At 69.2% G+C, this 22,489-nt stretch carries 18 protein-coding genes; 6 read left to right on the top strand and 12 right to left on the bottom strand.

Annotation, left to right across the window (positions count from 1 at the left end; all coding sequences use genetic code 11):
* Positions 1 to 13 precede the first annotated feature (13 nt).
* A complete protein-coding gene (locus tag KMW22_RS01060) occupies positions 14 to 1,807 on the bottom strand; it encodes a hypothetical protein (RefSeq protein ID WP_221088155.1) in 1,794 nt (597 codons plus the stop codon).
* Between the two features lie 105 nt (positions 1,808 to 1,912).
* On the opposite strand from KMW22_RS01060, the gene KMW22_RS01055 reads away from it, so the two are divergent.
* Entirely contained in the window at positions 1,913 to 2,203 is a 291-nt protein-coding gene (locus tag KMW22_RS01055; protein WP_221088154.1) for a hypothetical protein, read from the top strand.
* Between the two features lie 150 nt (positions 2,204 to 2,353).
* On the opposite strand, the gene KMW22_RS01050 is transcribed toward KMW22_RS01055, so the two are convergent.
* The 4 genes from KMW22_RS01050 to KMW22_RS01035 form a co-directional block, all read right to left on the bottom strand.
* A complete protein-coding gene (locus KMW22_RS01050) occupies positions 2,354 to 4,057 on the bottom strand; it encodes a hypothetical protein (protein WP_221088153.1) in 1,704 nt (567 codons plus the stop codon).
* Positions 4,058 to 4,086: 29 nt separating this feature from the next.
* The gene (locus tag KMW22_RS01045) at positions 4,087 to 4,233 is read right to left on the bottom strand and encodes a hypothetical protein (protein ID WP_221088152.1); all 147 of its coding nucleotides are present in this window, start codon (positions 4,231 to 4,233) and stop codon (positions 4,087 to 4,089) included.
* A gap of 418 nt (positions 4,234 to 4,651) precedes the next feature.
* Positions 4,652 to 6,325: a putative ABC transporter permease subunit gene (locus KMW22_RS01040; RefSeq protein ID WP_221088151.1), complete on the bottom strand. Its 1,674-nt coding sequence runs from the start codon at positions 6,323 to 6,325 to the stop codon at positions 4,652 to 4,654.
* Positions 6,322 to 7,107 (bottom strand): ABC transporter ATP-binding protein, encoded by a 786-nt coding sequence (locus KMW22_RS01035; RefSeq protein ID WP_221088150.1) that lies wholly within the window; start codon positions 7,105 to 7,107, stop codon positions 6,322 to 6,324. Before KMW22_RS01035 ends, KMW22_RS01040 begins: the two co-directional genes overlap by 4 nt.
* Positions 7,108 to 7,235: 128 nt before the next feature.
* On the opposite strand from KMW22_RS01035, the gene mutL reads away from it, so the two are divergent.
* Entirely contained in the window at positions 7,236 to 8,945 is a 1,710-nt protein-coding gene (mutL, locus tag KMW22_RS01030) for a DNA mismatch repair endonuclease MutL (protein ID WP_221088149.1), read from the top strand.
* Here mutL and KMW22_RS01025 read toward each other — a convergent pair.
* Positions 8,932 to 9,558 carry a hypothetical protein gene (locus KMW22_RS01025; protein ID WP_221088148.1) on the bottom strand — a complete coding sequence of 209 codons (627 nt, stop codon included), beginning with the start codon at positions 9,556 to 9,558 and terminating at the stop codon, positions 8,932 to 8,934. The genes mutL and KMW22_RS01025 overlap by 14 nt on opposite strands.
* Positions 9,559 to 9,719: 161 nt before the next feature.
* Here KMW22_RS01025 and KMW22_RS01020 point away from each other — a divergent pair, with 161 nt between their 5' ends.
* A complete protein-coding gene (locus KMW22_RS01020) occupies positions 9,720 to 10,766 on the top strand; it encodes an MBL fold metallo-hydrolase (protein ID WP_235692414.1) in 1,047 nt (348 codons plus the stop codon).
* A 127-nt stretch (positions 10,767 to 10,893) separates the two neighbouring features.
* Here the strand turns inward: KMW22_RS01020 and KMW22_RS01015 are convergent, their stop codons facing one another.
* From KMW22_RS01015 to KMW22_RS01005, 3 genes are all read right to left on the bottom strand, one after another.
* Positions 10,894 to 12,129: a hypothetical protein gene (locus tag KMW22_RS01015; RefSeq protein WP_221088147.1), complete on the bottom strand. Its 1,236-nt coding sequence runs from the start codon at positions 12,127 to 12,129 to the stop codon at positions 10,894 to 10,896.
* A complete protein-coding gene (locus tag KMW22_RS01010) occupies positions 12,119 to 12,652 on the bottom strand; it encodes a flavin reductase family protein (protein WP_221088146.1) in 534 nt (177 codons plus the stop codon). Before KMW22_RS01010 ends, KMW22_RS01015 begins: the two co-directional genes overlap by 11 nt.
* 152 nt (positions 12,653 to 12,804) lie before the next feature.
* Positions 12,805 to 13,431, bottom strand: a complete 627-nt coding sequence (locus KMW22_RS01005; RefSeq protein ID WP_221088145.1) for a hypothetical protein — start codon at positions 13,429 to 13,431, stop codon at positions 12,805 to 12,807.
* 56 nt (positions 13,432 to 13,487) lie between these two features.
* Here KMW22_RS01005 and gltX point away from each other — a divergent pair, with 56 nt between their 5' ends.
* Entirely contained in the window at positions 13,488 to 14,909 is a 1,422-nt protein-coding gene (gene gltX, locus KMW22_RS01000) for a glutamate--tRNA ligase (RefSeq protein ID WP_221088144.1), read from the top strand.
* Positions 14,910 to 14,982: 73 nt separating this feature from the next.
* Here the strand turns inward: gltX and KMW22_RS00995 are convergent, their stop codons facing one another.
* Positions 14,983 to 16,113 carry an META domain-containing protein gene (locus KMW22_RS00995; protein ID WP_221088143.1) on the bottom strand — a complete coding sequence of 377 codons (1,131 nt, stop codon included), beginning with the start codon at positions 16,111 to 16,113 and terminating at the stop codon, positions 14,983 to 14,985.
* A gap of 169 nt (positions 16,114 to 16,282) precedes the next feature.
* Between KMW22_RS00995 and KMW22_RS00990 the strand changes: the two genes are divergently transcribed.
* The gene (locus tag KMW22_RS00990) at positions 16,283 to 16,705 is read left to right on the top strand and encodes a cobalamin B12-binding domain-containing protein (RefSeq protein ID WP_221088142.1); all 423 of its coding nucleotides are present in this window, start codon (positions 16,283 to 16,285) and stop codon (positions 16,703 to 16,705) included.
* Between the two features lie 82 nt (positions 16,706 to 16,787).
* Complete coding sequence (locus tag KMW22_RS00985; RefSeq protein ID WP_221088141.1) at positions 16,788 to 17,981, top strand: MFS transporter; 1,194 nt, start codon at positions 16,788 to 16,790, stop codon at positions 17,979 to 17,981.
* A gap of 122 nt (positions 17,982 to 18,103) precedes the next feature.
* Here the strand turns inward: KMW22_RS00985 and KMW22_RS00980 are convergent, their stop codons facing one another.
* The gene (locus tag KMW22_RS00980) at positions 18,104 to 19,375 is read right to left on the bottom strand and encodes a hypothetical protein (RefSeq protein ID WP_221088140.1); all 1,272 of its coding nucleotides are present in this window, start codon (positions 19,373 to 19,375) and stop codon (positions 18,104 to 18,106) included.
* A 713-nt stretch (positions 19,376 to 20,088) separates the two neighbouring features.
* On the bottom strand, positions 20,089 to 22,449 hold the full coding sequence (locus KMW22_RS00975) for a putative bifunctional diguanylate cyclase/phosphodiesterase (RefSeq protein ID WP_221088139.1): 2,361 nt from the start codon (positions 22,447 to 22,449) through the stop codon (positions 20,089 to 20,091).
* Positions 22,450 to 22,489: the final 40 nt, after the last annotated feature.

Genomic DNA, 22,489 nt, shown 5'->3' with positions numbered 1-22,489 from the left:
GGATGACACCGATTCACTGGGAGACTACGGCAGCGCTCCCCTCTCCACTCGCCAGGGTCCGGAATTCGGCCAGCCGGGGGTGCTCGGGGTAGGCCTGGGCAAACTGGGCCACAAGATGTCCCATGTTCGCGCCCAGGCGCTCGCGGCGGTACACCGTCAGCAGGGCAGGCACCATGCCCTCCAGGGCGGCGTCCACCTGCGCCTGCACGCCCCGGCTCCAGTCTGAATCCACGCCCGGCAGAAACGCGCCGTGCAGCCCCCCGAAGGCCCGCACCGGGTCCAGGCTGGCCGCGCCGCGCAGGACCTCGGCCACGTCCAGCAGCCAGTGATAGGCAGGGCCCAGCCGGTAGCGCTTGGCGTGGTGCGCGCCCTCGCTGACGATGCTCTGCGGCCCCAGCGCCTGACGGCAGCGGTAGATGTCCTGCTTGACGGCGCTGCTGGCAGCGGCGGGCGCCCGGTCCGGGTAGAGGTGCAGCTGCAGGGTGGCCCGGTCCAGGGGTCCGCACAGGCCCAGACAGGCCAGCAGCGCCGCCGGGGCCCGCACCGGCTGACCAGCGAGGCACACCTGCGCGCCGCCCAGGGTCTGCACCTGCACGTTGGGGGGCGGCGCCGGGGGCTGCGCGTGGGTGCGCGCGGCGTCCAGGTAGGCGCGCAGGGCGGCGGACGGAGGCTGGCCTGCCAGGGCTGCCGACACCTCGTCCACCACGGCGCGCACCGGCAGCAGCAGGGGGCTGCGCAGCGCCGCGTCCAGGGCCTGCCGGGCAAGGTCAGGCGCCTCCGGGGTGCCGGCCGCCACACGGCACAGCGTGGACAGCGTCTGCGCTTCGCCCAGGGTCTGCCCCTGGGCCCGGAACGTGTCCAGCGCCGCCTGCAGGGCCTCCGTGGCGGCTGGCCCCTCGCTCAGGTCGGCCAGCAGGGCGCCGCGCTGCCACAGGGCCTCGGCCCCGGGGGGCAACAGGGCCAGTGCCCTCAGGGCCCGGCTCCACTGCCCGGCGCGGCGGTCCAGGGCCACGCGGCGCAGGCCCACCCAGCGCGCCCAGCGGCTTTCGGGCGGGGTGAGGGGGCCCAGGGTGGCGGCCACCCGGTCCACAAACACCTGCTCGGCGGCGTGGTCGCCCGTCCAGGCGGCCACATCGGCGCGCGCGGCCCACACGAAGCGCTGCGCCTGCACCTGCTCGGTGCTCAGCAGCTGGCTGGCGCGGTCCAGGTGGGCCTGCGCCTCCGTCAGTCGGCCGGCCACCGCCTGTGTCCAGCCCAGGGTGGCCAGCGCCGTGGCCCGTTCGGCGGGGTCGGGGTATTCGGGCAGCACGCTCAGGGCGATCTGCAACGCTCCCTCCGCACGCGCCAGCTGGCCCTGGCGCGCACAGGCCCAGGCCATCGTAACCAGCGGGCCAGCGGCGCGGCGCTCCAGGCCCAGGGCCAGCAGGTCACGGGCGGCGGCCTCGGCCCGCTCGGCGGCGCGGGCCCACCAGCCCTCTTCCAGATCCAGCGTGGCCAGTACCTGCTGCGCCTCGGCTGCCCAGTCCGGACTCAGGCCCGCACGGTGCCCCTCCAGGTGCGCGCGGGCCTGAGCCCAGCGCCCCACTTCCAGCAAAACCGCGCCATAACCGACGGTGGCGCGCATCTCGCCGGCCAGATGGGGCCGCAGCAGGTGAAGCTCGGCTTCGGGATACGCCCCCAGCGACAGTTCCGCCGTGCCCAGCACCGCCAGTTCGGCCGGCGAGAGGTCCAGGCGGCCCCGCAGTTCGGTGAGCACCAGACCAAACCGACCCCCCTCCAGTGCCCCCAGTCCTCTCACCGCTGCCATAACCCGACCATAACCGATAGGCGGCTATGCTGCCCCCAGCGTTGTTCTGCTGCGTTCTCCTGTCGGCCCTGGCCCGCTTCCCTTTTTCCCACAGAGACGTGATTCATGACCCCACGGCCTGCCCCCCGCGTTTTCCCACCCGCCACCCAGCTGTACCACGAAGCCGTAACTCAGGCCCGGTCCGGTCACTTGGCCCAGGCGTGCGCCCTGCTGGCCCGCGCCTACACCCTGACCCCGCCTCAGGCTCTCAGTCCCGGCGAGGGGTTGGAGTTGCTGCCGCTGCAGGATGATCTGGTGTTCCTAGGCCAGTTCCTGCCCTGCCTGCGTCCCACCCTGGCCCTGGTGCAGACGGTGGGCCGCTGCACGCCGCCCACCACGATTGCCCACGCCAGCTGAAAACGCTGGACCTCCTGAAGAGGCATCAATTGCCCCACCCCACAGTGGGCTTGAAGCTAGAGCATGGAGAAGCCGCCCCAAAATGAGGGCGGCTTTTGCACTGGAGGTTTTGGGAGGGCATTCAATCGCCCTCAGCAGGGGCGCGACTGGTTAAAGGTCTTGCAGCGCCCGTAAGCCATCGGCCAGGGGGCGCTGCCCGTCGACCACCGCACGCCAGACCTCGACCACGTCGGCCAGCGCTGGATCATTGTGGTTGCCGGTGGGCAGCACCCCGAAATCTTTCCAGGCGCGCCGCGCGATGGTCAGGTGGTCCGGGCCGCCCCGCGCCAGCGCGGCCAGCATGGGCAACAGGGGCAGCACCGGCCCCCAGATTTTCACACCGTTCTCCTCGCGGCCCAGCCGGGCAATCTGGTAGGCCACGTTGCCGCCCACACTGAGGCCAATGGTCGGCACGCGCAGCCCCAGACGGGTGAGGTGAGCGACTAGAGGCGCCGGAACAGCCTGTCCGCGCCAGGAGGCTCGGTTGGAAACCCGCATGATCAGGTCAAGCGCGGGGAAACATTCCCGCACAGGCTGCGGCATCAGCGCTGCATAGGCTGCGGCTTGGGGATGCCAGCGGATGACCAGCCCAGCCAAGCCTTCAGGGTCGGCGTGGCGGATCGTCCGTGCGTCCTCGAACACCTTTCTGAACCGCTCCTCTGCTTCGAGCAGTGGTGTACGGAGAATGTCCAAGGGTGTCATTGCCAATTCAAGGTCAAGTGCAGCGAGGAGAACACGGTTGTAGAGTTCTTCTGGGCCAGGAAACCTTGAAGGATTGAGCTCTTGAACAGCCATTCCATATTCTCCCAAGATCAGGCGTGCCCTGACCCTGACCCAATAACCGAAGAACAAATCAGTTTCATATGTATCACGTGTGATGGAGCGTTCAGATATACTAAGCACCTCTCGCAAATTTTGTTCTCTCTCAAGCAAATTTTTCCCCACAGGATTCAATGAATCGGCTTTGGAGAAGTTCTGCAAAGTGTCAATATGCCATATATGGCTTGGTGTACCTATTCTTATATCTTCCTTGTAAGAAAGACCGTAATATAGTCTAACAAGCTGTGTGTATCCTATCGATAAATCGGTTGCAGCTTTTTGCGGTATTCTTTTCTCTAGGGATATGATCGAATTCTTTATATTTCCAAGATTTAAATAAAGACCTGCTAAATTTAGATTCAAAAACATTAACTCCCTATTGCTAAGTATAGTCTGCCGCAATTCTAATTCAATCAATAAATCTAATCCCTCACTGTAATGGCCAGCAAGTGCATAGGCGTTCGCCAATTGTATCACCGTGTGTTGATAAAGAATTTCGCTATTAATTTTAAGAACACTTTCAAGTATCTCAGGCACCAGCAATCTAATTTCCGAAATATTTTGTAGACGTTTATATATTCTAATTAAGCCATCCAAAGAAATATACTGCCCCTCAAGATTTATATTATTAACTCTTTTAAAATTAAGTTCGTTTAAATATTTCCTATATGCCTCAATAGCTGACTCTAAAGATATTCTCCTGTTATCGGTGATTTGTGGCACCTGCACAAAGTAATAAACCCTAAAAATTCCAATTAAATCATTCAAATCACCATCACTGCATCTATAAGCCTCAGCCAACCATTCCTCCATCTGAGAGGAGTCTTTATACCGCTGCTTTAAAGCAAAGGCGGCGGCTCTATACAAGGCGACTGCCGTCCCATAAGACAGCAAGGTGTCGATGATCGCCTTATCATCAACACCCTTATCCTCTTGATCCCGAAGCCAGTCTATGAATCTCGCATAATCAAATAAATCAGAATGGCCAATCGACATATCTGTGACTTAATCATTCACAGACGAGGTCAATTACCGTCATCTTCTATGGGCGATACGCCTGGATTCATGGCAACACATGACGTATCAATCATGCAAACAGAAACCTTCTCTGTATTGGCGGAACCTAAAGAGAGAATACCTAGGGACAATATCACGCGGATGATACTACGCATGCGACTTATTATACGACAAAACAGCCACGAAAAGTAATACAAGTCATACGAAGAAAACTTGATATGGTGGGTATCAAGTTTTCTGACATAGTGGATTTAGCGACATGAGGACGTACCGCAGCTTTCGGCGCCTCTTAGATTCCTGAATATGTTACCGCCAGCAGCAACCGCATCAGCCATTTATCTCTATGTACTCTCTGCAGATGCTTGTCGGGCAGGCTGCCTCCACACCGCAACAAATCTTCTAGAGCTTGCCTTCTCAACGACACCGCCTGCTCTGCTGACCGAGCAGAACTGCCTCGACTTAGCGCCTCTCCTAGACGAACTTGTTTTCGTTGGTCAGATGCTTCCAACCCTTCAGCCTACTCTCGACTTGGTTAGAGTTGCGGCCAGGGTACCGACGGCGGCATAAACCCCTCTACTCCCATCGCTCCAGCCGACCCCACCCCAGGCGCAAACTGAGCCACGTACCCAGCACGGTCGCCACGGCCAGCCCCAGCAGGCCCAAGCCCCCTTCCAGCGTCCACAACGCAGCGTAACCAGGAAAAAGATCCGGGCGCAGCACACTGGCGGCAGCCGGGCGGGCCAGCAGCAGCAGGCACACCACCGAGTACAGCAGACTCAGGCCCATGAAAGCCAGCCCGCCAGGGCTCACGCCAAGTTCGGCGGGGTTATCCGCGTCGAACTTGGGGGCCGCCGCGCCCAGGCCCACGCCCAGCGCCGTGATCACAAAGGCGTTGCTGACACTCACCAGGGCGCTGAGCAGAAACAGCGTGGGCCCCAGACCCATGGCGGCCGCGCTAGTGAGCCCCATGACCAGCCCCATAACCAGCGTGACCGGTAGCACACCCAGAAACTTGCTGAGAACAATCTGGCGCGGCGAGATGGGTGCCGTGCGCAGCAGCCAGTACGCGCGGCCTTCCGTGGAAACGGCGGGAAAGGCCAGGCGCACCGCCACCCCGGCGATGATGAAGCCCTGAAACGCCAGCTGGATATACCCCAGAATGCCCCGGAACTGCGGCACCGGAATGGGCACCGCGCGCACGCTCACCAGATAAACGCCCGCCAGCGCGACCACCACCAGCAGCTGGCTCCACTGGGTGGGGTCGCGCAGGGTTAGGCGCAGGTCCTTGGCCGCGAGGCTGCCCCCCTGGCCCAGGCGGCTGAACAGGCGCTCTACTGTTCCGGCGCGGCGGGGGGTGGGGTCCAGCTTTGGGGTGCTGGAATCCAGGGCGCGGGCCCAGCCCTCCTGGTAGGCGCGCGCGGCCAGCAGGGTGGCCGCCACCAGCAGCCCGGCTGTCAGCAGCGCCAGCGGCAGCAGGGGCCACGCCAGCGTGCCGTGCGCCGCCTGCCAGATCCCCTGCGCTGCCCACGACGGCGGCAGCAGGGGACTGCCTGGCCCGCCGAAGTCGCGCAGCACCGCTTCCACCTTCGTGGGGTCCTGCAGGCGCTGCACCAGCACCTCCGGGCGCAGAGCGCGGATGGCGTACACCAGCCCTGCGCTGATCAACACCCCCAGGGCGGTACTGACTTCGCGCACGCGGCCCACCGGGGCCACCCGCATCAGGAACACGGCCAGCAGCGCCCCCAGACCCACCGGGGCTGCGAACACCAGCAGGGCCGCCAGTCCCATAACCGGGTAGGCCCACAGCGGCGCCTGAAAAAACACCGCCACCGTCAGCAGCAGCGGCAGGGTCAGCAGCAGGGGCACCAGGGCCGCATTCAGGAAGGTTTCGGTGACCTTCAGGGCAAACACCCGCACCGCCGAGAGAGGCTGGGCCAGCAGGAAATTCAGGTCGTCGCTGAGGTACAGCGTGGAGATGGCGGCCGTGGTGGCGCTGAAGGCCACGCCGCTGGACAGGGTGATCAGGCCAATTTCCAGTACGCGCGCAAACACGTTCAGGCCGATGTCCCCGAACCGGCCCAGGAAGGTCAGGGCCCGCCAGCTCCCGTAGACCTCAGCAATCAGCAGGAGCAGGGCCAGCACCCCCACAAAGGCGTACCCCCAGCGGGGGCCACGCTGCAGGGTGCGCCGCAGGGCCCGCAGCTTCAGGCCCCACAGGCTGGGGGCCCGCGCTGGCCGGGCAGTCATGCCGGGGCCTCGGCCACTCGCTCGGCCTGAGCCTGCTCCTCTTCCAGCAGCCGGAAGAAGATGCGCTCCAGGCTGTCGCCGTGCACCCCGCCGGCCTCGGTGCCGGTGCGGGCGCGCAGGTCGTCCATGGTGCCCTCGCCCAGCACCCGGCCCCGGTCCAGCACCACCAGCCGGTCACACACCGCTTCGGCCAGCGGCAGCGAGTGGGTGGTCAGCAGCACGGCGCGGCCCCGGTCAGCGTGGTCGCGGAACAGTTCACGCACCTGCCGCGCGGCGTGGGGGTCCAGGCCCACCAGCGGTTCGTCCACGATCAGCACCGGGGGGTCGGGCAGCAGCGCGGCAATGATCGCCACCTTCTGGCGCATGCCGTGCGAGTAGGTTTCGACGGGCTCGTTGCCAAAATCGGTCAGGCGGAACACGTCCAGCCAGCGGTCAATGGTCGTGTCGGCACCGGGCACGCGGTAAAGCTGGCCCACGAAGCGCAGCAGTTCCCGGGCGCTGAGCTTGCCGTACAGGTAGGGCCGGTCCGGGATGTAGCCAAAGGCCGCCTTGGCGCGCAGCGGCTCTTTCCAGACATCAAAGCCCGCCACCCGCACGGCGCCGCTGCTGGGGCGGGTCAGGCCCACCAGGGCGCGGATGGTGGTGGTCTTGCCCGCGCCGTTGCTGCCCAGCAGCCCGAACACCTGCCCCGGTGGCACCCTGAAACTGAGGTCGCTGACCGCCTGATGCCGCCCGTAGCGCTTGGTAAAGCCCTGCACCTCTATCCCCAGTCCGCCGGTCATGGCCCGCAGCGTAGGCGGCGCGCTCTGACGGCAACGTGACACGGCCCGGGGACTGGAGAAACGGGCCGCCCCGACTGGAACCCAGAGCAGCAACGCCCACGCCCAAACCCGTTACCCTGACGGCGCCCATGACCTCGCCTGCCATTCACGTGCTGCCCGAACACGTCGCCCGTCTGATCGCGGCGGGCGAGGTGGTTTCGCGCCCGCTGGACGTGGTGCGCGAACTGGTGGACAACGCGCTGGACGCGGGCGCCACCCGCATTGAGGTGGAACTGGACGGCGGCGGCCTGACCCTGGTGCGGGTGCGCGACAACGGCGGCGGGATTCCGGCCGCCTCCGTGGGGCTGGCCCCGCTGCGGCACGCCACCAGCAAGCTGGCCCCAGACACGGGCGCCGCGCTGCAGGTGACCACCCTGGGCTTCCGGGGCGAGGCGCTGTGGGCGGCGGCGCAGGCGGGCGAGCTGCATCTGGTCACGCGCCCGGCCGCGCAGGTGGGCGCGTGCGAGCTGCTGGCGTGCGGCGAGGAGATTCAGGTGGGCCGCACCTCGGCACCGGCCGGCACCACGGTCACGGTGCGGCGCCTCTTTGCCCGGCTGCCCGCGCGCCTGCGCACCCAGGCGCCCCCGGCTGCCGAGGCCCGCGAGGTCACGGCCCTGCTGGGGCGCTACGTGCTGCACTGGCCCGGCCTGCACTGGCGCCTGTGCGTGGACGGCGAGGTGCGGCTCTCGCACGCGCCCGCCGACCACCGGGGCGCGGTGGCCAGCGTGTACGGGCCCCTGAACGCCAACCGGGTGCTGGCCGTGGCGCAGGGCGCGGTGCGCGGGGTGGTGTCGCGCCCCGAACTCACGCGGCCCCGGCGCGACCGCATGCACTTCAGCGTGAATGGCCGCCCCGTGCAGGCCCCCCCCGAACTGGAACGCGCGGTGATTGAGGGTTACGGCGAACTGCTGCCGGCCGGCGCCGCGCCCCTGTGCGTGCTGGACCTGACCGTGGGCCCGGACGAACACAACCCCAACGTGCATCCGGCCAAGCAGGTGGTGGCGCTGGCCGACCTGGGCGGCGTGGCGGCGGCGGTGCGCGCGGCCGTGGCCGAGGCCCTAAGCCGCCACCCCCTGGCGCGCGTGGCGCCCACCCCCCTCTCGCCCGCTGCCGCGCCGCCCCCGCCCACCCACGAGCACTTTCCGGCGCTGACGCTGCTGGGGGTGTATCAGGAGCTGTACCTGCTGGCGCAGGGCGAGGGCGACCTGTGGATCGTGGACGCCCACGCCGCCCATGAGCGCGCGCTGTACGAGGCATTGCGGCGCGATCTGCTGGCCGCCCCCCCGCTGGACCTGCCCGAGCCCGAACTGCTGCACCTGACCCCGGAACAGCTGGCCCGGCTGCACGAACGCGCCCCGGAACTGCAGGCCTGGGGCCTGACCCTGGAAGACTTCGGGGCGGGGCTGGCGCGGCTGCGCACCCTGCCCGCCACGCTGGCCGCCCTGAGCGTGCCCCGGCTGCACGAACAGATTGTGGAAGCGGCGCTGGGCACCGGCCCCGATCCGCAGCGCGAGGTGCTGGCGCGGCTGGCCTGCGCCCCGGCCCTGAAGGCGGGCATGCTGGACCACGCCCGGGGCGAGGCGGTGCTGCGCGCCCTGGCCGCCTGCGAGCAGCCCTGGGCCTGCCCCCACGGCCGCCCCACCGCCCTGCGCCTGCCCGAGCGCGATCTGGCGCACACCTTTGGCCGCCGGGGCGTGCGCGATGTGCCCCGGGGCCGGGACGCCGCCGCGCCGGGGCCAGCCGCCGCTGGGCGCTCAGCGGGTCCCGGCGCCGCTGAGTCCGGCCTCAGCGAAGGGTAAAAGCGCTGCGCTGGCCGCTGAACAGGGCGGGAAAGGTGGCGCGGGCCGCGCGGGTCATCACCGGCTGCACCCAGTAGGGCAGGCGGGCGGCCACGTTCGTCACCTCAAAGCGGCCATCGCGCGAGACGGTCATCACGCCGGTCCAGCCCTGGCGCAGCGTGAGGTTGTAGTAGGTGTTCAGCCCCGCGCAGCGGCCCTTGATGGTCACGGTGCGGTCGCTGTACATCCACTGCCCGCGCCGGGTGGGGGTGGTGGGATGGTCCGCCTGAATCACGGCCGCGAGGCTGCCGCTGGGCGCGTGGTAGGCCAGCAGCGTTTCGGCGGTGTAGGTGCGCGCGCCCGCCGGGCTCACCTGCACCCCCGGGCACAGGTCCAGCGAGCGCACCGGGGGCTGAAAGGCTTCGGGAATGGCGATATTGAAGCGCGACCCCGAGACCGACCCCGCGCCCAGCAGCCAGCCCTCGCTGAGGTTGGTCAGCAGGATGCGCACGTCCGGCCCGCCCACCCGGGCCAGGGCCTGCGGATTGCGAATCTCGCCGCCAATGCCCACGGAGACGGCCGCCGCCGCCGGGGCACTCAGGGTCAACACGGTTAGAGCAAGGGACACCTTCATGGGGAGCAGGATGAACCGGGCGCGTCAATGCCCTGTCGGCCCGCGTGAACTTCGTTACAGGCGCGGGCGGTGGGACGAGGGGTACACCCACCGGCCTCCCCTGCCCCACCAGTGCTGTCCCGCCAGCTGGCGGATGCCCCCGGGCGGCCAGGGGTGGCACCATGAACGCCGCATCGCTGCCCGCGCCCCAGCGCCGGGCGGCGACCCCGGAGGCCCCTATGCTGCACATTCAGGTTCTGGGCCGCCCAGCGGCCGACAACGCCCTGCTGGTCACGGCCGAGGCCGGCCAGGGCCACACCCGCCTGCTGCTGGACTGCGGCGCCGGCACCGCCGAGACCCTGCCGCTGGCCACCCTGCAGGACACCCGTCACCTGCTGCTTTCGCACCTGCACATGGACCACATCAGCGGCTTTGACGCCTTTTTCCGCGCCACCTTTGACCGCCCCGGCGAGAACCATGTCTGGGGGCCGCCGGGCACCGCGCGCATCCTGCAGCACCGCTTTCAGGGCTTCTGGTGGAACCACGCCCCGGAGTTGGGAGGCGTGTGGCAGGTCCACGACGTGTTCCCGGACCGGGTGGAGAGTTTCGCCTTTCAGGCAAGCCAGGCGTTCTCGGTCATGCACCCGGCCGGGCAACGCTCCCTCGACGGCGGCCCGCTGCTGACCACACCGCAGGTGGAGGTCCGGGCCATTACCCTCTCGCACCAGGGGCCCTGCCTGGGGTTTCGCCTGCAGGAACCGGAGCGGGTCAACATTGATCCGGCGGGGCTGCGCGCCCTGGGGCTGCCGGGCGGCCCGTGGCTGGCGGCCCTCAAGGGCGGCGCCGTGGGCCCACTGGACACCCCCGCCGGCCCCCGCGACGCCGACGACCTGCGCGCGGCCCTGCTGCGGCGAGAGCCGGGCCAGAGTGCCGCCTACCTGACCGACTTTCTTCTGGACGAGGCGGCGTTCACGGCTTTGGTGCCCTGGCTCGCCGGCGTGGACACCCTGTACGCCGAGGCCCAGTACCTGCCCGAGGACGCCCATCTGGCCGCGCGCCACCATCACACGGCAGTGGATCAGGTGGCGCGGCTGGCGGCGGCGAGTGGGGTGGGCCAGTTGCGCCTGCTGCACCTCTCGCGGCGCTACCCTGCCGCCCGCTGGCCGGACTTTCTGGCCGTGGCCCGGCCCCTTTTTGCCGACACCGCATTTTCCGAAGGGTGGGCCTGAGCGAGCCCATAGCGGTCTCCCGTTCCGCCCAGGGGCGGAACGCACCCCCTCAACCCCACGCCAACCGCTCTCTGTGGCGCTCACTTGCGTTGGTCACCCCACCTGACCTGAAGGTAGACCCTTCAGGTCAGGTGGTTCCCGCTTTCAGGCGCCCCAGGCTCTGGGCGGCCAGCCGCAGGTAATAGGGCACGTAGTTGGGCCGCACGCCCGGCACAGTGCCCTGCCAGCAGCGAAAGGTCTCGTCGTACACCGCCGCGCGGTGCAGCAGGGCCAGCGGCAGCGCGCGCCACAGCAGCGGCGTGGCCTCGGGGGCGCCCAGGGCGTGCAGGTAGGCCGCCGCCAGCCGGTCCGCTGCGCCACTGGCCTGCCACACGGGCAGCCCCGCGCGGCCCGGGTGCAGGGCAAAGGCCAGGAACCACCCCGCGTCCATGAAAGGATGGGCGGCGCTGGCGGCCTCGCTCCAGTCGAACCACACGGCCCCGTGCGCGACGCTATGAAGGGCGTTGCGGGGGTGGGCATCGCCGTGGGCGGGCTGGTCGGGCAGGCCGTGGGTCTGCAGATCGGCGTAAGCGGCGCGAATCCGGGGCCGGGCCGCTGCCAGTGTCTCGGCCACTGCTGGATCCACGCCCCAGCCCCGCAGCACCGCCGCGTCGCCCAGCAGGGCGTCCACACGCGCCACCGTCTGGGCCAGGGGCAGAGCCGGTGCACCCAGCGCGGCCAGGGCCGCCGGGTCGGCCACGCGCTGAAAGGTGCCCAGGCGCGCCAGGGCCCCGGTCCAGGCACCCAGATCCGCCACGCCGTCCAGCAATGGGCCTCCATCGGCGCTCAGCAGGGCGCCCTGCCCGGGGTCGGCCCCCAGCAGCGGGGGCAGCAGGCCCGGATGCCGCGCGGCGAGGTGGGTGGTCAGCCGGGCTTCCTGGCCGGTGCCGCTCACCTTCAGCCACGCGGGCCCCTGGTCGGTCTCAAGGGCGTGGGTGGCCGTCAGGTCGCTGGCGAAGTGCAGCCGCAGCGGCCCCTGGCGCTCACGGCCCGCGCCGCGCAGCAGGTGGTCAGCCAGCCGCGTCGCCCGGTCTGGCCAACCGGGCTGCTGCCAGGGCCGGGTCCCCGGCAGGGGCGGGGGCAGGTCCCGGCTCCAACCGCCGCCACCGGTCGGATGTCGTTCTTCCAGGGCCTGCACCTGAATCAGCCCGCTCTGCCCGAACAGATGCCCGCCGTCGTGCAGCAGCCACACTGGGCCCAGGGCGGCGCTCAGGGCCGCGTCCAGAGATTGACCGGGGGCCAGGGCCAGAGTCAGCCCGCCGCCCGCCGGGGTGCGCCACACCCGCTGGCCGTCCCGGTGCCACAGCAGCACCTCATGGGCCATGCGTCACGCGCATCTCGGCGGTGGTGGTGTACACGCTGCGGCCCAGGTAGATGGCGGGCGGGGCGATCAGCAGGCCCTGGTCGTCATAGGCGTCGGGGTCGTAGTGCACGGCCTGCACCTCGCCCACGATCAGGTCGTGGTCGCCCGTGGGCAGGACCTGGGTCACGCGGCAGGTGTAGTGCAGGTAGGCGCCCTGCAGGGCCAGCGGCGCGGCGGGCAGGGTGGGCAGCGCCAGCAGGGCGTGCTTGTCGTGGCCGCCGTGCAGGCTGTAGGTCCCGCTGCCCTGCACCGCCCCGGCCTGCGCCAGGGGCAGAAAATTCACCCCAAAGGTGCCGCTGGCCAGAATCAGGGGATGGGTGGCGCGCTCTTTGCCCACGGCCACGCCGTACAGAGGCGGCTGGGCGCTGAGGGCCGTGTGCCAGCCCGCCGCCATCACGTTGCGGGTCTCGCCGTGCGCGGCGGTGACTAGGGCCACAGTGCCGGGGTAATAGCCGAAAAAGCGGTCGGTGACCTCACGCAGCATGGGGGCGAGGATAGCGGGGCCGGGCAGGCCACGCAGATGGGGGGCGTGGCCGCAGGCAGTCGCGGCGTTGGTGGCCGTCAAGGCGGAGCGCGCTGGGGTGCCCCAGGTCCCGGCCACGTCATGCCCAGCGTTCGGGCAGCACCCAGGGCCGCTCAGGGCTCGCGCCGATACCACCCGCTAAACGACACGCCGACCCCGCCGCAGCGCCTATCGTCGGGTTTCTGCAACCAGTCGTCGGCCACCAGCAGCCAGGGGCCCAGCGGGCGCATGGTGACCTCGCAGCCTGCGCTGCGGTACACCCAGGTGGCGCCACGCAGGGTCAGGCCCCCCTGCATCTCGCCCACATTGGCACTGCCGCTGGGCAAGAACCGCAGCGCCTGGCCGCTCACCTGCCCTCCGGGCCTAATCTCGATAAACAGGTCCGGCCGCCCGGCGGTCCAGCGCCCGGTCAGCGGGCCTGCGGGCACCGGGCGCACCTGCGTGTCGCGCAGAAAGCCGCGCGTTTCATCGGTGGGGGCGCCGGGGAGGGGCAGCCACAGGGTGCAGCGCCGCCCACCCTGGGACGGGCCCTGAATCACCAGATCGCCCTGCACCACGTAGGGCCGCCCTGGCAACGGCGCGCCCCCGGCGGTGGTGAACATGGCCCGGGCCACGGTGACCTGGGCCAGCCGCAGCGACCCGAATTCTGCCGCGCGGGGAAACCCACACTCTTCTGCAGCCTGCGCACTGACGCCTAGCGCAGTACACAGGGCCGCCGCCCGCCACAAGAAACGCCACATGTCGCGTCCGTTGTACCACGCGGCCCGGCGTGCGCCAGACCCGTATCCTGTGCCCCATGTCTGTCGTGACCCGCATTGCCCCCAGCCCCACGGGTGACCCCCATGTGGGCACCGCCTATATCGGCCTGTTTAACCACACCCTGGCGCGCCAGCAGGGCGGCACCTTCATCCTGCGCATCGAGGACACGGACCGGGGCCGCTATGTCGAGAGCAGCGAACAGCGCATCTTTCAGATGATGCAGTGGCTGGGCCTGACGCCCGACGAGAGCCCGCTGCAGGGCGGCGAAAACGGCCCCTACCGCCAGAGCGAGCGATTTGACCTGTATGGCGATTACGCCCGCCAGCTGGTGCAGAGCGGCCACGCCTACTATGCCTTCGAGACGCCCGAGGAACTGGCGGCCCTGCGCGAAGCCGCTCAGAAGGAGGGCCGCGTGATCGCCGTGCCCAGCCGCGACCTGGACCCAGCAGCAGCCCAGGCCCGCGCAGACGCCGGCGAGGCCGCCGTGATTCGCCTGAAGGTCCCCCGCGAGGGCGAAACGGTGGTGAATGACCGGCTGCGCGACCCCATTCACTTTCAGAACCGGGACATTGACGACAAGGTGCTGCTCAAGGCCGACGGCTTTCCCACCTATCACCTGGCGAACGTGGTGGATGACCGCCTGATGGGCGTGACCCATGTGGTGCGCGCTGAGGAATGGATTACCTCCACGCCCATCCATGTGCTGCTATACCAGGCGTTTGGCTGGAATGAGCCCGTGTGGGCCCACATGCCGCTGCTGCGCAACGCCGACAAGTCCAAGATCAGCAAGCGCAAGAACCCCACCAGCGTGGAGTGGTACCAGCAGCAGGGCTTTGTGCCCGAAGCGATGCTGAATTTTCTGGCCACGATGGGCTGGACGCACCCGGACGGCCTGGAAGTGTTTGATCTGGCCGAGTTCCAGCGCGTGTTCCGCCTGGAAGACGTGACCCTGGGCGGCCCCGTGTTCAGCCTGGACAAGCTGCGCTGGTACAACGGCAAGTACCTGCGCGAGGTGCTGGGCGAGGACGAGGTGGCCCGGCGCCTGCACGCCCATCTGGCCGGACAAAAGGTAGAGCTGCCCCTGGACGACTACTTCCGCGCCGTGGCCCGCCTGATGACCCCGCGCATGGACGTCTTCAGCGAGTTTCTGGACAAAACCCCCTACTTCTGGCGCGAGGACTACCCGGTGACCGAAAAGGCCCAGGCCGCCATTGACGCGGGGCGCGACCTGCTGCCCGAACTGGCCGCACGCCTGAAGAACCTGCCCACCTTTGATCCGGTCAGCATCAAGGCGGCGTTTACGACCTACGCCGAGGAAAAGGGCCTGAAGCTGGGCAAGGTGATGCCCCCGGTGCGCGCGGCGGTGGCCGGCACCCTGGAAAGCCCCGACCTGCCCGACCTACTGGCGACCCTGGGCCGCGAGCGCGTGGCCGCCCGCGTGGAACGGGCAGCGCGGTAAGGGCCGGATTGGCAGCAACACGAAGACAGGGCGAACCATCATCAGTTCGCCCTGTCTTTGTGTTGCCTCAGCCTCAGTTCTTCTCGAATTCCCAGACCTGATCCCCGGCTTGCAGGGTCAAGGTCTTGCCGGCCACCTTCAGGGTGGGGCCAGCCTCCAGCAGCGCGAGCAGCGGCAGGGTCTGTTCCTCGGGGCACATCATGCGAGTGCTGGTCACTCCCCCTTTCACTGTCAGGCGGTCCCCCGAGACTGAGGCCGGGGCACCGAAAGAGTTGCAGCCATCCACTCCGCCCACACGGCCGTTTTCAAAGGTCAGCACGACGGGGCGCGCGGTCTGCGGGGCGGGCTGGCCTCCCAGCGTCTTCAGGCGGTAGGTGCCGGTGGGAACGCCCGCCGGCGTGCCCGTTGCAGCCCCCGGGCTCAGGCGCGTCAGCGTCAACACCCCAGCCTGACCGGTCAGGGTGAGGGTGGTCCCATTCAGGGCCGGGCTCAGGGGGCCGCGCAGCACGGCGCTCAGGGCCTGCTCGGCCTCGGCCTGAGGGGCGGGGCACAGCAGCCGCGTGCCGGCCACCCCCATGAACTGAAACGCGCCACTGGGCAGGCGGGTGCCCTGGGCGCGCAGGCTGTTGCAGCCCACCACGCCGCCCAGGCTCAGGGCCGGGCCCTTGACGGTCACGCTCAGCACGCCGCGCAGGGGGATCTGGCGCGGTCCCAACTTCAGCCCACTCGCCACATAGGTGCCGTCCAGCGAAGCCGGCTGCGACGGGCTTCCAGAAGAAGGAGTGTTCACGGCGCCTCCAGCGGTGAAGGTCAGGCGGCCCGCGCCGGCCACCAGGGTCAAGGTGTTGCCCTTCTGCTCAAAGCGAGTGGTGCGCGCCAGAAGCGCCAGATAGTCCTCACGCAGACTCAGGGCTGCGTCGGGGCAATTCATGCTGCTGCCCCCCGAAAGGCCGCGCAGCAGCAGCGCCTGCCCCTTCAGCGTACCGGTGCCCGTCAGGGGGCTGCACCCGGTCGAGCCGCTGACCTTCAGGGCGCCGCTGCTGGTGTCCAGCCGCAGGGTGGGGCGGGCCAGGGCCGGCCCCGGGGTGATGGGCGCGCGGCCGGGCAGCTGCACAGTCTGCAGCGTCCAGGTGGTGCCCACAGGGCCCGCCGGGGACGGCGCACTCAGGGCGGCCAGGGTCAGGCTGGAAAGCAGGGCGTTCATGAGAGGGTTGTACACCGCGAAACTGATGACCGTGTGATGATTTTCGTGTGCGCCATGGCACCGGGCCCAGCACGTAGAATGCGGCAAACGCTCGTTAGGCCCGCGCCCAGGGGCCTGTTCGGAATCTGCACCCCCGCCTGCACCTGCAGGCGCGCTGAGGAGGAAGTGTATGGAAGACCGCCGCATTCGGGTACTTATCGCCAAACCCGGCATGGATGGCCATGACCGGGGCGCCAAGGTGGTGGCGCGCGCCCTGCGCGACGCCGGCATGGAAGTGATCTACACCGGCCTGCGCCAGACGGCCGAGATGATCGTGAACGCCGCCGTGCAAGAGGACGTGGACGCCATTGGCCTGTCGGTGCTGTCTGGGGCCCACATGCACTATTTCCGCGAGGTGATGGGCCTGCTGCGCGAACGCGGCGCCGACGACATCATCGTGTTCGGGGGCGGCATCATTCCCGACCAGGACCTGCCCAAACTGCAGGAGCTGGGCGTGGGGCGCGTATTCACCCCCGGCGCCAGCACCGAGGATGCCACTGCCTACCTGCGCGGCGCGGTGCAGGCCCGCTGGCAGGCCCAGGGCGAGGCGTGACGCGCGCCGCCGTCCTGCGTCACTGAAGGGAACGCCACAATGAGCTGCCCCGCCGCACCTTGCTGTCCCCGCGCCGCTGCCCATGAGTGAGGCGGCCCTGAACACCCCCGCCCTGAACGCTGGGCGACTGGCGCCGCTGTACGGGGCGCAGGCCCTGGCCACGGGGGCTACCACCGTCAGCACCGTTCTGTCCAGCCTGATCATGAGCGAACTGGGCTTCGAGGGCCTGGCTGGCCTGCCTGCCACCCTGATCAGCGCCTGCGCCGCGCTGTCGGCTGGGCTGTTCGGGGCCTGGATGCTGCGCCGGGGCCGCCGCAGCGGCTTAAGTGGCGCCTTTGCGCTGGGCACCGTGGGGGCCCTGACCGGGTTTCTGGGGGCGCGCGCCGGGCTGCTGCCCCTCTTTCTGCTGGGCGCAGGCCTGATGGGCGCGGCGCAGGGCGGCTACCAGCAGGCCCGCTACGCCGCCGCCGAAAGCGTGCCCGACGCCCGCCGGGGCTCTGCCCTGGGCGCGCTGATGCTTATGAGCGTGGTGGGCTCGTTCCTGATTACCGGGGCGGCCCGGCCCATTGAAACCCTGGGCGCGGCGCTGGGCACCAGTGCCGAAGTGGCCGGCTGGCTGGTGGCGGGCGCGCTGCTGGGCGTGGCGGCGCTGCTGCTGCGGGCGTGGCGGCCCCTGCGGGCGCAGTCCCAGACCCTGCCCCAGACCCCGGGCGAGCGCCTGGGGCTGCGCGCGGCCTTTGCCATTCCCGGCGTGAAATCCACGGCGCTGGCCCTGGCCACCGCGCAGGGCCTGATGGTCACCCTGATGAGCCTGACCCCGCTGCGCGCCCACCATATGGGCATGGAACACGCCGGGGTGGCCGCGCTGATCAGCGGGCACATCCTGGGCATGTTCGGCTTTGGCTGGCTGACGGGGCCCCTGATTGACCGCTGGGGGCTGCGTTTTGGCTACGCGGGCGGCGCGGCGCTGCTGACGGCGGCGGCCCTGACGGCCACCCTGCCCGGCACCCCTTGGCTGGCCGTCAGCCTGTTTCTGCTGGGCCTGGGCTGGAATCTGGCCTTTGTGACCGGCAGCAAGGCCCTGACCCGCTTTCCCGCCGCCCAGGGCGTGACCGATGGCCTGGGCTACGTGGCCGCAGGCACCGGCACCCTGCTGGGCGGCGTGGTCATCGCCGGGTCCGGCTTTTCCACCCTGGCGCTGATCTGCGCCGTGCTCTCGGGCCTGCTGCTGGTGAGCGCGTGGAGGGTGAGGGGGGAAGCAGGAAGTGGAGAGTAGGAAGTGGGAGGGGGCCATGTGCGGCCACCCTCCCACTCGCTTTTTGAGGGCACAAGCCCCCTAGGCACTGGCCTCCCGCTGCCCTTCCCTACTTCCCACTCACCACTCTCTACACGCCGCCTTTATGGATTTGGCCCACTCACAAACGTGTCGTCACCCGGGCTCACGGTGCTGCGCCCGCCCTGCTGGTCGTAGCGCACACCGCTGTTCATGCGGCTGACGGCCCCGGCCTGGGTGTTGGCGGCACTCACCGCGCCGTTGGGGGCAAAGGAGCGGGTCCACATGTACCAGCGCGGGGCCACGCCGTGCTTGCGCGCCAGCCCGCTGGCGGGGTTCAGATCAAAGATGTATTCAGGGAAAATCTCGGTGCGGCTGATGAACTTGGCCATGTTCAGGTTGTTGTCGCCGCCCAGGTCCAGCAGGCGGCTGGACTTGATCCATTCCACCGCTGCGCCACTCTGTTTCAGGCTCTGGGCAATGCGGGCGCTGCGGGCGGCTGGGTTGGCGTCGGGGCTCAGGAAGCTGTAGGAGTGCCCCGAACCGGCGCTGGCGGGCGACCAGTAAGGGTCGGCCAGTACGATGCGACTGGGGCGCTTGCTGGCCGGCAGGCCCGGGTCAGCATAGGCTTTTTCGGCCAGGGCCAGCGCCATCTGCGAGCCCAGCGAGTGCCCCATGACGCGCACACCCTCCGCGCCGCTGTAGGTCCAGGCCGACAGGGCACTCTTGTAGGCGGTGTAAAACAGCGTTCCAGCGCTCACCGTGGGCATACCCGTCTGCGTGTAGGTGCCATCTGGGCGGCGGTAGCGCATGCGGATGTCCTGGGTGCGGCCCAGCGCGTCGCGGTAGGTGTAGCCCGCCGTCCAGATCTTGGCCTGGGCGTGGTAGGGCACGCCGCCCGTGCCCTCGTCGTCGGCCAGCTGGGTCCAGTGAAACAGGCCCACATTCCAGCCGGCGGCAATCCAGGCGTCGGCCACGCTCTGGTTGGCCTCGCTGAAATAAAACGAGTCGCGCTTGCCGGCCTTGGTGCTGCCGTCCTGCCAGCCATGCACAAAGATCAGCACCGGGCGGGCGGGGTCGTAGTAGCCGGGAATAGCGGCGCCGTCACCCCGCGCCTTGCAGCCCACGCCGCCGGGCGAACCGGTTTCGGCCCGGGAATACCAGTACACGCCCGTATCCAGCCCGGCCGCTCCGTAGGGCAGCGCCAGTTGGGTGGGGCAGGCGGCGGCCTGGGCACCCAGGGCGGGGCTGGCCGCCGGGCTCAGGGCCAGCAGCGCCTCGCTGAAGCCTTCGGGAATGGCGGTGGCCTGTACGGGCGGGGCCGGGTGTGGGGCGCAGGCCGCCAGCAGGCCGCACAGCAGCAGGGCACAGGCAGATCGGGCAGGACGAACAGGCATAAAAACCTCCAGTCACAGCAGTAGGGGGCCGGCCACAGATGGGCCAGTTGGGGTGTGGATTGTGGGTTGCAGGGGTCAGGCTACCCGACTGACCCGCGCCTGCCTAGAGCCCGGAGTCCAAGATTCCCGCTTTGGCTGCGCCCACTGAGAGAAAAAGGGGGCAGGCCGCCCAGGTTGAAGGGCGTTGAGGATGAGCCGCCCGGGTCCACAACCTCCCGAAGTTATGGGCATTGAGGGCACGCCGCGTTTGAGCCCCGCCCCTCATGTGGGCCAGCGACAGGAAAAGGCCTGCACCGCGATCAGCCTGACCAGCCAGGACTTCCAGGCCACGCCTCTCCCCCAGCCCCCCGCTGGGTTTTCAATTGTTCGAATCAATTCAACAGTTCAGCTGGGGCGGCTCAATAAAAACGGTCTTTTCCGCCTTCCCTTGTGTAGGACGCGCAGAACTGCGCCGTAGTGGGGAATGAGCAGGTCCATCGTCCGAGACGACGTGTTCGCCACTGCCGCTTCGCCGGGCTTGAACCCTACCTGGGGTGATACGGGCTGCCGTTCCTCATCTGTCACAGCCCGGCCAGAACCAGATGTTGCTTGCCTTCAGTGCCTTTCACAGCCAACGCCCGGACCTCCGTTGCTGTTGCTGCTCTGCGGCGCCGATCTGCAAATATCCTTCTGGTCCGAAGCATCACCCCGGACGGAAGGCTGCGGCAGCCCTCTTACGCCATCTGCGCCAGCCACCAGCGCTGAAACTCGTCGGGGGCCAGGGGCGGGGCAAAGGCGTAGCCCTGGGCCGCCCCGCCCCCCAGCCCCAGCAGGGCCTCGCGGTGGGCCTGGGTTTCCACGCCCTCGGCCACCACGTGCAGGCCCAGGCCGGCGGTCAGGGCCAGCAGGGCAGAAATCACTGCCTGGGCGGCGGGCTCACCGGGGGCGTCACGCACAAAGGCCTGATCCAGCTTCAGGGTGTCAATGGGCAGGTGGCGCAACACCGCGAGGCTGCTCTGGCCGGTGCCAAAGTCGTCCAGCGAAATCCGCACACCCAGCGCCCGCAAGGCTGAGAGGCGCTGGCCCGCCTCGCGCAGATCGGTGACTGCCACCTGCTCGGTGACCTCCAGACTGAGGGCCCGGGGCGGCAGGGCGAAGTCGGCCAGCGCGGCTTCCACGGCGCCGGTGAATCCAGGATCGGCCAGTTGCACCGGCGAAACGTTCACCGCCACCGACAGCAGCCCCAGCCCCGCCGCGCGCCACAGCCCCGCCTGCCGGCAGGCCTCGCGCAGCACCCACTCGCCCAGCGGGCGAATCAGGCCGTTGTCCTCGGCCACGCCGATAAACTGCCCCGGGCTGACCAGCCCCACCCCCGGGCGCTCCCAGCGCACCAGAGCCTCGGCGCCCACCGGCAGGCCCGTTTTCAGGTCGCACACCGGCTGGTAGGCCACCCGGAATTCCTGCCGCGCCAGCGCCCGGCGCAGCGCCTGATCCAGGTCCAGGCGCTCGGTGACCTCGCGCTCGAAGGCAGGCAGGTAGCGCACCAGATGGCGCTGGGCGCGCTTGGCCACGTACATGGCGGTGTCGGCGCGGCGCAGCAGCGTGGAGGCGTCGGTGCCGTCGGCGGGGTAGGCCACCAGCCCGCCCGACACCCGCAGGGTCATGGCCCGCCCGTCCAGCCACAGCGGCGCCCCCAGTTCATTCAGCACCCGCTGGGCGCGCTCCCACAGCCCAGGGCCCTCGCCGCCCAGCGGAAACAGCACAATAAACTCGTCGCCGCCAAAACGCGCCGCGTCCTCGCCCACCAGCGCCTGCAGCCGCCCGGCCACCTGCCGCAACAGGGTGTCGCCCGCGTCGTGGCCCAGGGTGTCGTTCACGCGCTTGAACTCGTCCAGGTCGGTAAACAGCAGGCCAAAAGGTTGCCGGAACGCCAGCAGGTCGTCCAGGCGGGCCTGCAGCCCCGCGCGGTTGGCCAGCCCGGTCAGAGGGTCGTGAATGGCCTGGTGGCGCAGGGCCACCTGCACCGCCTGCAGTTCGCGGGTGCGGGCGCGCTCGCGCTCGGCGGCCAGCTGGGCCTTGAGGAGCTGCGCGCGCTGTTCCCCGGCGGCGTCCAGCTGCTCGCGGTCAATGGTGCGGGCGGCTTCCAGGTGGCCCAGGGCGGCTTCCAGCCGGCCCTGGGTGCGGCGCACGGCCGCCAGCGCCGCGTGGGCCTCGGCGGCCTCGCGCAGCAGGTTGGCGCTCTGGGCCAGCGCCAGGGCCGCTCCCAGAAAGGGATCGGCCGCCTCCGGGTCCCCGCAGGCGGCGTGGGCGCGGCCCAGCGAGAGGTTCAGGCGAAACTGCGCCAGCACCGGCAGGGCCGGGTGCACCTTCAGGTCCAATTCGCGGGCGTGGGCCAGCACCTCGCTGGGGCGGTTCAAGGCGCACAGACCGCCAAACAGGCCGCCCAGCACCAGCGCTTCAAAAGCGTACAGGCCGTGGCGGCGCACCTGCAACAGCGCGCGCTCGAAGACCCCCAGCGCTGCCTTGTGCTGCCCGGCGCGGCTGTGCACCACGCCTAGGGCGTGCTGGGCCTGCACCTCGAATTCGGGCAGGCCGGTCTTCTGGGCCAGCGACACCGCTTCCCGGGCGTAGCGCAGCGCCAGATCGCGCTCGAAGGCGTCGGCGTGCAGCGCACTCAGGTTTACCAGCGCCCGCAGTTGCCCCGGCACGTCTCCCAGGGCGCGGGTGCGCTCCAGGTTGCCCAGGTGCAGCCCCACCGCGCGGCCAAAATCGCCCAGATCGGCCAGCACCAGGGCCACGGCGTTCAGGGCGCGCACCTCCAGGGGTTCGTCGCCCAGGCGCCGCGCCCGGCCCGCCGCCGTGTTCAGCAGCCGCAGGGCGCTGTGCAGCTCCTTGTGTTCGTACTGCGCCACCCCCATCAAAAACAGGGCGCGCACAGCGGTGCGGCTGCAGGCATCTTCGCCCAGTCGGCCCAGGGCCCGCTGCGCCAGGGCGTAGGCCAGTTCGGGCCGGACGTTGCGCAGTTCTTCGGCTTCGTCCAGCAGGGCGCCCAGCAGCCCAGAGGCGTCATCCGTGGGGGGCGCAGGCCGGGTCATGGTGAGTGCGGCCAGTGTACGCCCGCCCCGCCGCCCGCCG

Origin of the sequence: Deinococcus aquaedulcis (assembly GCF_019693445.1) — a bacterium.
Lineage (GTDB): Bacteria > Deinococcota > Deinococci > Deinococcales > Deinococcaceae > Deinococcus > Deinococcus aquaedulcis.
This window is presented reverse-complemented; position numbering and strand designations above follow the sequence as displayed.